Genomic DNA, 12,536 nt, shown 5'->3' on the forward strand with positions numbered 1-12,536 from the left:
ACGCACGATGTCCTGGCTCGCCGGATGCCGCAGACTGCACCGCCGCTACGAGCGCAAAGCCGAACACTTCCTGGCCTTCACCAGCATCGCCTGCACCCTCATCTGCTACCGCAGACTCACCAAATGAGATGAGGTCTAAGGAAGGCATCGGGACCGATTAAAGGTCGAGACCAATTCGCCCGGTGGTCCCTCCGGTTCCGCCGGCTCCGCTCCGGCCCGGGTCTCCCGGCTGCCTGCGCGGACGGCGCCGGCGCACCGCCCCCCGGTGTCCCTTGCGCTCCGGCCTGCCGCCGTCCAGCTGGATCCAGATCCGCACCTCGGTCCCGCCCAGCACCGACGACCCGATCCGCACGTCACCGCCGGTCGACTCGGCGAGCCGGCGCACGATGTCCAGGCCGAGCCCGGTCGACCCGGCCGCCCCGGAACCCCGCCCGCGGGCCATCGCCGCCTCCGGGTCCCGGATGCCGTGTCCCGCGTCCGAGACCAGCACGATCACCGCGTCCTCCGCGTTGTGCACGTCGACCGCGAAGGCGGTGCCCTCGGCGGTGTGCCGGAAGACGTTGCCGAGCAGCGCGTCGAGCGCGGCGGCCAGGTCGGCGCGGGCCACGGGTATGCGCACCGGCCGGTCCACGCCGGCCACCCGCCACTTGCGGCCCTCGTCCTCCGCGAGCGCCGACCAGAACCCCATCCGCTCCCGCACCACCTCGGCCGCGTCACACCCGGCGCCCGGCCCGACGGCCGCCGTCTGCGGCTTGGCCTCCCGGGCGGTCCGGATGATGGTGTCGACCTCGCGCTCCAACTGCGCGACGGCGGCCCGGGTCTGCTCGGCGGCGGTCCCGTCCCCGAGCGAGGCCGCGTTCAGCCGCAGCACGGTCAGCGGAGTGCGCAGCCGGTGCGACAGATCGGCGGCCAGCTCCCGCTCGTTCGCCAGCAGTTGCACGACCTGGTCGGCCATCGAGTTGAACGCGACCGCTGCCAGCCGCAGTTCGTTCGGTCCCTCCTCGGGCACCCGCGCCCCCAGCTTGCCCTCCCCCAGTTCGTGCGCGCCCTCCACCAGCCGCTGGGCGGGCTGCACCATCCGTACGCCCAGCCGGTCGGCGACCGCGACCGAGCCGACGATCAGTGCCAGGCCGACGGCGGCGAGCACCGCCCAGGCCGTGCCGACGCCGTTGGTCACCTCGGACTCGGGCACGTAGACCTCGACGACCGCGATGGCACCGGAGCTCAGCGCCACGGGCTGCAGCAGGGTCGACCCGCCGGTCACCCCGGTAGTGGAGGCCCGCCCCAGCTCACCGGCCGCCGGTATGTGCACGGCCATGCCCCGGTCGGCGCCGGCCGAGGCCACCACCCGCTCCAGCTTGTCCCGGTCGGTGGTGATGGAGAGGGCGGGGGCGACGGCGGCGGCCTCCCGCTCGGCGTTGGAGAACGCCCGGTCGCGGGCGAGCTCCTTGACGACCAGGCCGAGCGGGACGGCGAAGGCGACCACGACCATCGCGGTGACCGCCAGACAGACCTTGACCAGAGCCCACCTCATCCGACCGGCCTCGCTTCCCCGCCCGGCGGCTCCAGCTTCACCCCGACGCCCCGCAGCGTGTGCAGATACCGCGGCCGGGCCGCCGTCTCCCCCAACTTCCGCCGCAGCCACGACAGATGCACGTCGATGGTCTGGTCGTCCCCGTACGACTGCTGCCACACCTCCGCCAGCAGCTCCTTGCGCGGCACCACGACCCCCGGCCGACCGGCGAGGAAGGCCAGCAGATCGAACTCCCGCCGGGTGAGATCGAGCCGCACCCCGTCCAACTCGGCCTGCCTGCGCAGCGGATCGACGGCCAGCCCGCCGACCCGCAGCACGCTCGACGGCGCCGGCTCGCCCCCGCCCGACCGCGCCCGGCGCAGCACGGCGGCCATCCGCGCCGACAGGTGCTCGACGGAGAACGGCTTCGTCAGGTAGTCGTCCGCCCCCGCGTTGAGCAGCCGGACGATCTCCGTCTCGTCGTCGCGTGCGGTGGCGATGATGACGGGCACGTCGGTGATGCCACGCAGCATCTTCAGCGCCTCGGAGCCGTCCAGGTCCGGCAGTCCGAGGTCCAGCACGACGACGTCGAAGCGGAAATGGGCGACCTCGCGCAGCGCCTCCAGTGCCGTGCCGACGCTGCGCACCGTGTGCGAGGCGTCGGTGAGATGCCGGATGAGCGCCGAGCGTACGAACTGGTCGTCCTCGACCACGAGCACACTTGCCATGCGCCGCACCGTACGCCATGTGGCAGGCGCCGGTCGGAGCCTGTGGACAACTCGGGTCGGGTGCGCACGGCGGTGCCCCTGAGGCAGTATGGCCCGCGATGCGCAGAGGACTCGTACACGTGATGGCCTGGCTGCTCGCCACGGGCGCGGCGGTCACGCTGTCGTGGTGGGGCGTCCACACGGTGATGGCGGCCACGGCCTACGCCCCGCCCCGCGCCCTGTCCGTGACGGCGGCGGACGACGACCCGACGACCCAGGGCTCCAAGCCGCTGGCGTCGTCCACGTCCCGCGCGCCACGGTCTTCGCGCACGGCTTCCCCGCATCCGTCGGCCTCTCCCACGCCGGCGCCGTCCAGGTCCGCTGCGGCCGCCGCGAGCCCATCCGCCGCCGCCTCTTCCTCCCCTGCCGCTTCGGGCCAGGTCAAGGCCTACGACACCGCCGGCGGCCGGGCGGTCTTCGACCTGGGCGACACCAGCGCGACGCTGGTGTCTGCGACGCCGGGCACGGGCTGGTCGATGCAGGTGTGGAAGACGGAGACGTGGATCCGCGTCGAGTTCAGCAGGAGCACGGACCGGGTGACGGTGTTCTGCACCTGGCACGACAGCGCGCCGACGGTGCAGGTGGAGACGTACTGACGGGGGGGTGGGGACGCTCACCGGCGCTTGCCGGGTCCCGCCGCGCCCACCCGTTTCGCCCTGCGGCACGCCTGCCCGCAGCTGGGTGGGTGTGAAGCGCCCCGTAGGTGGCACTGGGGGTACCCCCGGCCGAAGGCTGGGGGAGGAACTGCGCGATCAGCCCCCACCGGCCCGCAGGCTCACCGAAACACCGAAGGCGGCGGGGCAGGCGAAGCCACCGCCACCGCGTCCGTCACGGCGACCGCCCCGCCGGTGAAGTCCCGCAGAGAGCGCCCGTGTTCGACCCGTCCGGGGTGCGGGTCGGATGCGCAGCGCCGGGTCAGCTCCCCGACGGGCAGCTGGACGTCGGTCGCCACCAGCACCGCGTTGCCGAACCGCTTCCCCCGCCACACCCCCGCGTCCGCCACCACCGCGACCTCCGCGAACCGCGCGACCGCCGTGGCGATCTGCCCCCTCAGATGGGCCAGCGGCGGCCCGTCCGCGAGGTTGGCGGCGTACACGCCTCCCGGCCGCAGCACCCTCCGTACGGCGTCCAGGAACTCCGTCGACGTCAAGTGCGCCGGCGTGCGCGCCCCGCTGAACACGTCCGCTATGACCAGGTCCGCCCACGCCTCCGGAACCTTGCCCAGTCCGTCCCGGGCGTCCACGGACCGCACCCGTATCCGCGCGTTCGCGTCCAGCGGCAGCTCGCGCCGCACCAATTGGACCAGGGCGGCGTCCCGTTCGACGACCTGCTGCGTGGACCGGGGCCGGGTCGCGGCGACGTACCGCGCCAGCGTGAGCGCGCCCCCGCCGAGGTGCACGACCTGCAGGGGCCTGCCCGGCGGTGCGACCAGGTCGATGACGTGGCCGAGCCGGCGCTGGTACTCGAAGGAGAGGTACGCCGGGTCGTCGAGGTCGACGTGCGACTGCGGGGCGCCGTCGATGAGCAGCGTCCAGGCCCGGCCGCGGTCGGGGTCGGGGATGAGCTGGGCGAGGCCGCCGTCGACGGCCTCGACCACGGCCTCGGCAGCGGCGGCCGACCGGCGACGTGTGTTCCTGGACTTGCCCATTCCGCCATTTTCCCAGGCTGCGGCCGACCGGGAAATTCAGCGGCAGCTGTCCGCGGCCTCGATCATCCGGGCCGCCTCCCCGAGCGCCCGCCGCAGCACCACCGGATCGGTCGCCAGCTCGGCCTCGCCGGGCGGCAGCAGCCAGTCGGAGCCCTCGACCGGCGGCACCGGGTTGAGCCGCAGCCCGCGCCCCTCGGTCCCGGTGCAGGTGCTGCCGGGTACGTCCCAGCCCGCCGCCGTACCGGCCGGCACCACGAAGCCGAGCGTGCCGCCCCCGTCGTCGTGGAGCACGGGCCCCACCGCCTCCCCGGCCCCCCGGCGCAGGATGTCGACCGCCTCCAGGCCCTGCCGGGCCGGCACCGTCACGAGGTCGCATCCCTCATCGTCACAAGGATCGTTGCTCTGGCTGGTCTCCATCCCGGCCTCCACCGCGCAGCCTTCTTGCAGTCCATGAGGTCCAACGCGCCACCGCGTCAACGGCTACGGCAGAAGTCAGCCGCAAAGGATGGCAGTTCATGGCAGATCGTGGATGAGATATCCGGTTTGTAGCCAAACACAGCGTCACGAGTCCGACACAGCAGGTACGTTCTTGCCCGCCGGAATCAAGGGTCCACTCGGACAACTCACCACGAGTCCGGCATGGTACGACGGTTCGCACGAGAGGACCCGGCCATGGCGTCGTCAACCACGACCTCGTCGCAGCCCGATCGGCCGGTACGGCCGAACGCCGCCTTCCGGCAGGTACGCGGCCGGCACTCACCGGCCGAGTTCGCCGCGCTGGTACGGCGCGCCGCCCGCGAGATCGGCGAGCGGGTGAGCTGTGACGCGCGCTACATCGGCCGGGTCGAGGCGGGTGAGATCCGCTGCCCCAACTACGCCTACGAACGGGTGTTCCTGCACATGTTCCCCGGTCGCACGCTCGCCGACCTCGGCTTCGCGCCCCGCTCGTCCGTCCGCGGACGCGCGGCGCGGCCGCCGGAGGACGGGCCCCCGGCTCTCACCGGAGGTGAGACGCAGGGAGCGGTCGAGCCGTATGACCCGCAGGACCGGTACCACCCGCACGACCCGCATGACCCGCACGAGATGCGGAACCCGCAGGACCCGTACGAGACGCACGACAACTACGAGGAGAGCGACGTGCTGCGTCGCCTATTCATGACCGGCGGGGGCGCCACCGTGGCCGCCGCCACGCTGAGCCCGCTGGGGTTCACCATCGACGCCGTGGCGGCGGACCGGCCGGTGCGCCGTGCCGGGTCCTCGCACGCGGCCGCCCTGGAAGAGGCCGTACGCCGGATCCGGCTGCTGGACGACCGGCACGGCGCGGACGGGCTGTACCGGCGCGCGGCGGCTCCGCTGCGCGCGGCGTACGCGCTCCTTGACGCGGGCGCGACCCGGCAGACGACCGCCGAGCGGTTGCACTCGGGCGCCGGTGAACTGGCCATCTCGGTGGGCTGGCTGGCCCATGACTCCGGCCGCTTCGACGACGCCCGCTCGCACTACGCGGAGGCGCTGGCCACGGCACGGATGACCGGGGACCCGGGGCTGGAGGCGCACGCCTTCTGCAACACGGCGTTCCTCGCGCGCGACGCCGGGCGTCCCCGGGAGGCGGTACGCGCGGCCCAGGCCGCGCAGCGGGTCGGCCGGCCCCTCGGCTCGGCCCGCCTCATGTCCCTCCTCGCCCTGCGCGAGGCGGGCGGCTGGGCGGGGCTCGCCGACCGCACCGGCACCGAACAGGCGCTGGCCCGCGCACAGGCCCTTTTCGAGCGGGGCCACTCGGACGCCGACCCCGAGTGGATGAGCTTCTACGGAGAGGCCGAACTGGAGGGCCTGGAGGCGCAGTGCTGGTCCATGCTGGGCGACTGGCGCCGCGCCGCACGCCACGCGCACCGGGCCGCCGAGCTGCAGGACCCGCACTTCACGCGGAACATCGCGCTGTACACGGCGGAGCTCGCGGACGACCTCGCGCGCGGGGGGCGGCCCGACGAGGCGGCGACGGCGGGCATGCGGGTCCTGGACCTGCTGGACCAGGTCCAGTCGTCCCGGATCCAGGGGATGCTGGCGGGCACGGCCCGGGTCCTGCTGCCGCACCGCAGGGCGAGCGGCGTCCAGGAGTTCCTGGACCGCCACGCGTCCACGCCGAGGGGCGTGTAGGGCCGACAGGGGTGAGCCCGCAGTCGTTCGGCTGCGGGTCCGTGGGGGCTGGTCGCGCAGTTCCGCCCCCAGCCTTCGGCCGGGGGTACCCCCGGCGCCCCTTACGGGGCGCTTCACAGCCACCCCCGCCCCAGCCCGCCGTCACCCAGCCAGGTGCCCCAGGTCGTTCCAGCTCTCGATCGCGGGCTCCCCGTACGCCCACCCCAGCACCGACAGCGACGTGGGGTTCAGCCGGATCCGGGCCGCGAAGTCCAGCGGCAGGCCCAGCCACCGCGCCCCGATCGACCGCAGGATGTGCCCGTGGGCGAAGATCAGCACATCGCGGTCGGCCGAGCGCGCCCAGGCCACCGCCTCGTCGGCCCGTGCGGTGACCTCCGCCAGGGACTCGCCCCCGGGCACCCCGTCCCGCCAGATCAGCCAGCCCGGCCGGGACGCCTGGATCTCCGCGGGGGTCAGGCCCTCGTACGCCCCGTAGTCCCACTCCATCAGCGTGTCCCAGCGGGCGGCACGGTCGCCGAAGCCGGCGAGTTCGCACGTCTCACGCGCGCGGGCCAGCGGACTGGTGCGTATCTCGGCGTCGGCGAGGCCGTCGAACGGCGGCCGGTGCAGGCGCTCGCCTAGCAGCTTGGCCCCCCGCCGGCCCTCCTCCAGCAGCGGTACGTCGGTCCTGCCGGTGTGCTTGCCGGACAGCGACCACTCCGTCTGTCCGTGCCGGGCCAGCAGGATGCGCGGTGCCATGGGGGGAGAACCCTTCGGGAGAAATTCGGAAGCGGGACACCTCCATCATCGCCCAGGCTGGGAACACGCCGGGAACGGGCTGGGGGGCGGGCAACCCGGGGCGCGCTCTCCGCGTCTTTGACTGCTGAGCGCCCCGCATGGGCGGGAATTCGCGCAACGTAAAGTGTCACGGTCGGCCCGCCGGGTGCCGCGCGGACAGGGACGAGAAGGGGGAGGCAGTCGGATGCCGCAGACCGAGAAACCGGGCACCGAGGTGGCTGCGCGAACCCGGCTGCGCTGGTGGACCGAGCTGCCGCTGATCCTGCTGGTGTACAGCTGCTACACCGCCGGCCGGCTGCTCGCGCGCGGGAACACGTCCGCCGCCGTCGACCACGGCCTGGCGATCCTGCGCATCGAGAAGGACCTGCACCTCAACGCCGAGCACCCGCTCAACCGGCTCTTCACGCGCGAGGCGTGGCTCGGCGTACCGGCCGACTTCTGGTACGCCTCGCTGCACTACCTCGTCACCCCGTTGATCCTGGTCTTCCTGTTCCGCAAGCGCGCCGAGACATACCGGCGGGCCCGCACCTGGCTGATGACGTCCACGTTCATCGGCCTGATCGGCTTCACCCTGCTGCCCACCTGCCCGCCCCGGCTGCTGGAGGTGAAGTACGGGTTCGTCGACACGATGGCCCAGTACAGCTCGTACGGCTGGTGGGGCGGCGACGCCAGCGCCCCACGCGGCCTCGGCGGCATGACCAACCAGTACGCGGCGATGCCGAGCCTGCACTGCGGCTGGGCGCTGTGGTGCGGGGTGATGCTGTGGCGCCACGGCGGCAACCGCCTGACCAAGGTGCTCGGCGTGGCCTACCCGCTGCTGACCGCGATCGTGGTGATGGGCACCGCCAACCACTACTTCCTGGACGCGGTCGCGGGCGTGTTCGTGATGGGCGTGGGCTACCTGCTGGCGCCGTACGTGATGCGGGTCGCCGATCTCGTCAGGGCGCGGATCGCCCCGCGCGCCTCCCTCGTCGCAGCGCGCTCGGACGGCGCAGGCTCCCCGATTGTCAGTGGCGGATGCCAGACTTCGGCGGGTGAGCGAATTCCAGCGCAGCGCGAGTCCCGGCTCGCCCCCGCCGCCGAACCGGACGCTTCCCCCACAGACGCGGGGGACGGCGCTCCGGCACCGGCTCGCTGAGCTGCGCGGCCCCGCCGTCCCGGCCAAGGCCCTCGACGCGCGTGCCCTCGCGGCGCTCGCCGCGAACCCGGGGTGCAGGCGGCGGGCGATCCTGGACGGGGCCGGCGTGGACAAGACCGCGCTGGCGGGCGCCCTCGGCTCGCCGGCGGCCTTCGGCCAGTCGCAGTTCGCGCTGACCCGCGGCAACGCCTTCGAGGCGAAGGTGAAGGCGGACGGCGGCGCCGAGCTGCTGCGGCTGGTGCGCACCCACCTCGACCCGGGCGCCGAGCCCGCCGAGCGGGCCGCCGTGCCGGACCTCTCCGCGATCGGGCCCGAGGGGCGTACGGCCCGTACGGCGCTGGCACTGCGCGAGGCCGTCGAGGCGGGCGGCTGGGCGCTGTTCGACCATCCGATGCTGGCCCTCGAGGTGGCCGGCTCGCCCGCGTTCCTGGAGCCGGACGCGGTGGTCGTGCACCCGGACGGCAGCTGGACGGTGGTGGAGATCAAGTCCTTCCCGATGCTGGACGGCTCCGCCGACCCGGCGAAGGTGGGCGCGGCCACCCGGCAGGCCGCGGTGTACGTGCTGGCCCTGGAGGAGGTCGCGGCCCGGCTCACCCCGGCCCCGCGCGTCCGCCACGACGTGCTGCTCGTCTGCCCCAAGGACTTCGCCAACCTGCCGACCGCCGCCGCGGTGGACGTCCGCAAGCAGCGCGCGGTCACCGCCCGCCAGCTGGCCCGGCTCACCCGCGTCCAGGACATCGCCGACGCCCTCCCGGCGGGCACCTGTTTCGCCCCGGACCTGCCGAAGGAGCAGCTCACGGCGGCCGTGGACGCCGTCCCCGCGACCTACGCGCCCGAGTGCCTGTCCGCCTGCGAGCTGGCCTTCCACTGCCGGCAGCGGTCCCGCGCGGCCGACGAGGTGACCGCGCTGGGGCGCGCGGCGCGGGCCGAGCTGGGCGGGCTGAGCACCGTCGAGGAGGTGCTGTCGGCGGCGCGCGGCGAGAGCGGCGATCCGGCCGACCCGGCGGTGGCGGCCCTGCGCCGGGCGGCGGCGCTGCGCGCCGAGGCGCTGAGCGGTACGCGGGAGGCCGTGTGTCCCTGATCACCACCCTCGCCCGCCTCGAGGCCGTGAGTTCGGGCACCGCGCAGCCCGCCGCGACCGTCCGGCACCGGCACCTCGCCGAGCATCCGCTGGTCTTCGTGCCGCTCACCACCGCCGGTGAGGCCGGTGCCCCGCTCGGGGCCCTGGTGGGCACCGACCGGGACGCCCCACGCCTGCTGGTCGTGCCCCAGCCGCGCGACCGCGACCTGCGGTTCGCCTTCCTCGCCGAGCTCGCCGACGTCGTCCTGCCCTACCTGGACTCCTACGCCGGCAGCGTCGAGGCGGCCGAGCGCACCGAGACCGACCCGGAGACCGGCAAGCGGGTCAAGGTCGAGGTCGAACTGTGCGCGGACGCACCCCAGCTGATCGTCCCGGGCCGCGCGGGTATCGAGTACGTCCGGCTGCTGGGCCGGTCGATGCGGTTCCGGCGCACGGCGGAGCAAGACCCGGAGGCGCCCTATCCGGCGCCGCCCCGGGTGCCGTTGCTCGGCCGCTGGCTCACCCACTTCGGCGAGCGCGCCCGGGTCCCCGGCTCCTCCCTGCTCCTCGCCATGACGGACCTGCTGTCCCGGCACTGGGCGACCGGCCAGTCCGGCATCGAGGACCAGCACCTGGGCGCGCTGCTCGCCTGGATCGACCCTCCGGAGGGGAGCACGGGCGCGGCGGCCGCGCGCACGGCCGAGCTGGCGCGGGACGGCGACGGGCAGCTGCTGTGCCCGCCGGCCGGGCCCGCCACCGACCCGGCCTTCGACAACAACCTGCTGGCCCCGGCCTTCGAGCGCTACGACCGGGCCCGCACCGCCCTCGCCGGGGCCGAGGACGGCCTGCAGGCCGACGACCGGCTGGTGATCCTCACCGCCGCCGAGCGGGAGATCCGCGCCCTGGTCGAGAGCCGTACCCGGCCCACCTGGGACGCGGTCTGGCACGGACTCGACCTGCTGCGCGGACTGCCGGAGGGCGCCCGGGTCGAGGAGCGGTGGACGCGCGACCGCTGGTCGTTCACCGGCCACCGCGACCGGGTGCTGGCCGGCGAACCCCCGCAGCCGCGCCGCGACGACGCGGTCACCGCCGCCAACAAGCTGGCCACGCGCGAGCGGGAGCAGGCCCGCCTCGACGCCCAGGAGGCCCTCGACGACCCGCTGGTGATGGCGGGCCGGCGGCTGTCCGGGGAGGCGTTCGCCGGGGAGGTCCTCGACGTCGTCATGGCGTACAGCGAGGGCAAGCGGCCCAGCCCCCGCCCGCTGCTGACCGTGCGCACGGAGGACCGGCCGCAGCTGGGCGAGCGTGCCAAGGCGTACCGCTCGCTGGGCGGCAGGCCGCAGTCGACGGAGTTCGTCGGGTACGAGGCGGACGGGGTGCTGGTGCTGCGGGTCCTGGACAAGATGGGCCGCGGCAAGGAGCCCGAGCCCGGATCGGTCCCCGAGAAGGGCGACCGGCTGGTCTTCACCCTGTTCGAACACGAGCAGCGCGGCGGCGCCAAGCTGCCCGATCCGGAGGACACCCCGTGGACGCACGGCGGACCGCCGGGCGAGGCGGCACCGGAGCCGGCCGACACCGCGACGCCGGAGGACATCCTGTGACGACCACGGACTTCGATCCCGCGACGGCCGCCGCGCAGGCCACCGCCGCGATCCTCCACGACACCCTGCACGGTACCGAACGGGGCGTGGTCGTGGACTCCCCGCCGGGTGCCGGCAAGTCCACGCTGGTGGTCCGTGCCGCGCTGGAGCTCGCGGCGGCCGGCCACCCGCTGATGGTGGTCGCGCAGACGAACGCGCAGGTCGACGACCTTGTCCTGCGGCTCGCGCAGAAGAACCCGGAACTCCCCGTCGGCCGCCTCCACAGCAGTGACGCCGACCCGTACGACAAGGCGCTCGACGACCTGCCGAGCGTCCGCAAGTCGGCGAAGGCCGCCGATCTGAAGGAGACGCGGGTCCTGCTGTCCACCGCCGCGAAGTGGGCGCACGTGAAGGTGGACGAGCCCTGGCGGCACGCGATCGTCGACGAGGCGTACCAGATGCGCTCGGACTCCCTGCTCGCCGTGGCCGGTCTGTTCGAACGGGCGCTGTTCGTGGGCGACCCCGGCCAGCTGGACCCGTTCGCGATCGTGGGCAGCGAGCAGTGGGCGGGCCTGTCGTACGACCCGTCGGCGTCCGCCGTCTCCACCCTCCTCGCCCACAACCCGGGCCTCCCCCAGCACCGCCTCCCGGTCTCCTGGCGCCTGCCGGCGTCGGCGGCTCCCCTGGTCTCCGCCGCGTTCTACCCGTACACCCCCTTCCGCAGCGGCACCGGCCCCGGCGACCGGCGCCTCGCCTTCACCGTCCCCTCCGACGGTTCCGGTCCCGACCGGGTCATCGACGAGGCCGCGGAGTCCGGCTGGGGCCTGCTGGAACTGCCCGCCCGGCACACCCCGCGCACCGACCCGGAGGCGGTCCGCGCGGTGGCCGCGGTGGTACGACGGCTGCTCGACCGCGGCGGCGCGGCCCACTCCGAAGGCTCCCCCGACCCTGCCCCCCTCACCGCCGACCGGATCGCCGTCGGCACCGCCCACCGGGACCAGGCGGCGGCCGTCCGCGCGGCCCTGGCGGAGCTGGGCGCGGCCGACGTCACCGTCGACACCGCGAACCGTCTCCAGGGCCGGGAGTACGACGTGACGGTCGTCCTCCACCCGCTCTCCGGCCGCCCCGACGCCACCGCCTTCCACCTGGAGACGGGCCGCCTGTGCGTCCTCGCCTCCCGCCACCGCCACGCCTGCATCATGGTGTGCCGCGCCGGCGTGACCGACCTCCTGGACGACTACCCGTCCACGGAACCGGTCCAGCTGGGAACCCTCGTGAAGTTCCCGGACGGCTGGGAGGCGAACCACGCGGTCCTGGCACATCTGGCCGAGCACCGGGTCACATGGCGCCCTTGACGCACACCGGCACCGCCCACCACGCGGTGCCGGCGCAGCGGCCGAGCGCAGAGTCAGCCGTCGGCCTCAGGGTCCCCTTGCGCGGGCGCGGGACAATGGACGGTGGTCATCGGACCGTAGTCATCGACACCGTACGAGGAGGACCAGACATGGCGGAGCCCACGCCGCGTCGGAACGAACCGCGGCTACGCCCCGCGCCCCTGCTCTTCGAGCCTGTTGAAGCGGTCGCCGACCCCGAGCACTTCTTCGGCCTGGAGTCGATCGACGACCCCGGAGTGCTGCTGAGCCGTGCGACGGAGCTGACCCAGGCGTTCCGGGTGGCCACCGACCGGGCGGTGGAGTTCCAGGCCATGGCCGCCGCCCAGCTCGCCGACCCGCGCCGCTTCGACCGTCTGACCGCGGCCGACATCGCCGAGCGGACCGAGTGGACCGAGGACTACGCGAAGAAGATGGTCGAGTTCGGCCGGGACCTGCTGAGGGGGAGGGAAGGGCAGGGACCCGAGCAGATCTAGCGGATGGCATATGCCGGGTGGGCAAGATACGCCTC

At 74.2% G+C, this 12,536-nt stretch carries 12 protein-coding genes and 1 pseudogene; 8 read left to right on the forward strand and 5 right to left on the reverse strand.

Features of this window, described 5'->3' with window-relative positions; all coding sequences use genetic code 11:
* Positions 1–127: pseudogene (locus tag JF597_RS44355) on the forward strand (IS5/IS1182 family transposase); the annotation flags it as partial.
* A gap of 30 nt (positions 128–157) precedes the next feature.
* Here the strand turns inward: JF597_RS44355 and JF597_RS44360 are convergent.
* Together JF597_RS44360 and JF597_RS44365 are read right to left on the reverse strand one after the other, a co-directional pair.
* On the reverse strand, positions 158–1,534 hold the full coding sequence (locus JF597_RS44360) for a HAMP domain-containing sensor histidine kinase (RefSeq protein WP_294010244.1): 1,377 nt from the start codon (positions 1,532–1,534) through the stop codon (positions 158–160).
* Positions 1,531–2,241, reverse strand: coding sequence for a response regulator transcription factor (locus tag JF597_RS44365; protein WP_093502626.1), 711 nt, complete (start codon positions 2,239–2,241; stop codon positions 1,531–1,533). The genes JF597_RS44360 and JF597_RS44365 overlap by 4 nt, the downstream gene beginning before the upstream one ends.
* A gap of 98 nt (positions 2,242–2,339) precedes the next feature.
* Between JF597_RS44365 and JF597_RS44370 the strand changes: the two genes are divergently transcribed.
* A complete protein-coding gene (locus tag JF597_RS44370; RefSeq protein WP_294010250.1) occupies positions 2,340–2,876 on the forward strand; it encodes a hypothetical protein in 537 nt (178 codons plus the stop codon).
* 179 nt (positions 2,877–3,055) lie between these two features.
* Here JF597_RS44370 and JF597_RS44375 read toward each other — a convergent pair whose 3' ends face one another.
* Complete coding sequence (locus JF597_RS44375; RefSeq protein WP_294010253.1) at positions 3,056–3,928, reverse strand: spermidine synthase; 873 nt, start codon at positions 3,926–3,928, stop codon at positions 3,056–3,058.
* Between the two features lie 36 nt (positions 3,929–3,964).
* Positions 3,965–4,345 (reverse strand): hypothetical protein, encoded by a 381-nt coding sequence (locus JF597_RS44380; protein WP_294010256.1) that lies wholly within the window; start codon positions 4,343–4,345, stop codon positions 3,965–3,967.
* A gap of 255 nt (positions 4,346–4,600) precedes the next feature.
* Here JF597_RS44380 and JF597_RS44385 point away from each other — a divergent pair, with 255 nt between their 5' ends.
* Positions 4,601–6,079, forward strand: a complete 1,479-nt coding sequence (locus JF597_RS44385; RefSeq protein WP_294010259.1) for a hypothetical protein — start codon at positions 4,601–4,603, stop codon at positions 6,077–6,079.
* Between the two features lie 141 nt (positions 6,080–6,220).
* Here the strand turns inward: JF597_RS44385 and JF597_RS44390 are convergent, their stop codons facing one another.
* Complete coding sequence (locus tag JF597_RS44390) at positions 6,221–6,817, reverse strand: histidine phosphatase family protein (RefSeq protein WP_294010261.1); 597 nt, start codon at positions 6,815–6,817, stop codon at positions 6,221–6,223.
* Positions 6,818–7,040: 223 nt separating this feature from the next.
* Here JF597_RS44390 and JF597_RS44395 point away from each other — a divergent pair, with 223 nt between their 5' ends.
* From JF597_RS44395 to JF597_RS44415, 5 genes are all read left to right on the forward strand, one after another.
* Complete coding sequence (locus JF597_RS44395) at positions 7,041–7,994, forward strand: phosphatase PAP2 family protein (RefSeq protein ID WP_294010264.1); 954 nt, start codon at positions 7,041–7,043, stop codon at positions 7,992–7,994.
* Positions 7,891–9,075: a hypothetical protein gene (locus tag JF597_RS44400; protein WP_294010267.1), complete on the forward strand. Its 1,185-nt coding sequence runs from the start codon at positions 7,891–7,893 to the stop codon at positions 9,073–9,075. Before JF597_RS44395 ends, JF597_RS44400 begins: the two co-directional genes overlap by 104 nt.
* Positions 9,066–10,655 (forward strand): hypothetical protein, encoded by a 1,590-nt coding sequence (locus tag JF597_RS44405; RefSeq protein ID WP_294010270.1) that lies wholly within the window; start codon positions 9,066–9,068, stop codon positions 10,653–10,655. The genes JF597_RS44400 and JF597_RS44405 overlap by 10 nt, the downstream gene beginning before the upstream one ends.
* On the forward strand, positions 10,652–11,989 hold the full coding sequence (locus tag JF597_RS44410) for an AAA domain-containing protein (RefSeq protein WP_294010273.1): 1,338 nt from the start codon (positions 10,652–10,654) through the stop codon (positions 11,987–11,989). The genes JF597_RS44405 and JF597_RS44410 overlap by 4 nt, the downstream gene beginning before the upstream one ends.
* 149 nt (positions 11,990–12,138) lie before the next feature.
* Positions 12,139–12,501 carry a hypothetical protein gene (locus tag JF597_RS44415; protein ID WP_294010275.1) on the forward strand — a complete coding sequence of 121 codons (363 nt, stop codon included), beginning with the start codon at positions 12,139–12,141 and terminating at the stop codon, positions 12,499–12,501.
* The last annotated feature ends 35 nt before the right edge of the window (positions 12,502–12,536 follow it).

The sequence above is a fragment of the Streptomyces sp. genome (genome assembly GCF_019510245.1).
Taxonomy (GTDB): Bacteria; Actinomycetota; Actinomycetes; order Streptomycetales; family Streptomycetaceae; genus Streptomyces.

What these genes read in the sequence shown, in the direction of transcription:
- JF597_RS44415 (WP_294010275.1), top strand. Translation starts at nt 12,139, where the DNA reads ATGGCGGAGCCCACGCCGCGTCGGAACGAACCGCGGCTACGCCCCGCG.
- JF597_RS44380 (WP_294010256.1), bottom strand. Translation starts at nt 4,345, where the DNA reads ATGGAGACCAGCCAGAGCAACGATCCTTGTGACGATGAGGGATGCGAC.
- JF597_RS44360 (WP_294010244.1), bottom strand. Translation starts at nt 1,534, where the DNA reads ATGAGGTGGGCTCTGGTCAAGGTCTGTCTGGCGGTCACCGCGATGGTC.
- JF597_RS44375 (WP_294010253.1), bottom strand. Translation starts at nt 3,928, where the DNA reads ATGGGCAAGTCCAGGAACACACGTCGCCGGTCGGCCGCCGCTGCCGAG.
- JF597_RS44385 (WP_294010259.1), top strand. Translation starts at nt 4,601, where the DNA reads ATGGCGTCGTCAACCACGACCTCGTCGCAGCCCGATCGGCCGGTACGG.
- JF597_RS44365 (WP_093502626.1), bottom strand. Translation starts at nt 2,241, where the DNA reads ATGGCAAGTGTGCTCGTGGTCGAGGACGACCAGTTCGTACGCTCGGCG.
- JF597_RS44395 (WP_294010264.1), top strand. Translation starts at nt 7,041, where the DNA reads ATGCCGCAGACCGAGAAACCGGGCACCGAGGTGGCTGCGCGAACCCGG.
- JF597_RS44390 (WP_294010261.1), bottom strand. Translation starts at nt 6,817, where the DNA reads ATGGCACCGCGCATCCTGCTGGCCCGGCACGGACAGACGGAGTGGTCG.
- JF597_RS44370 (WP_294010250.1), top strand. Translation starts at nt 2,340, where the DNA reads ATGCGCAGAGGACTCGTACACGTGATGGCCTGGCTGCTCGCCACGGGC.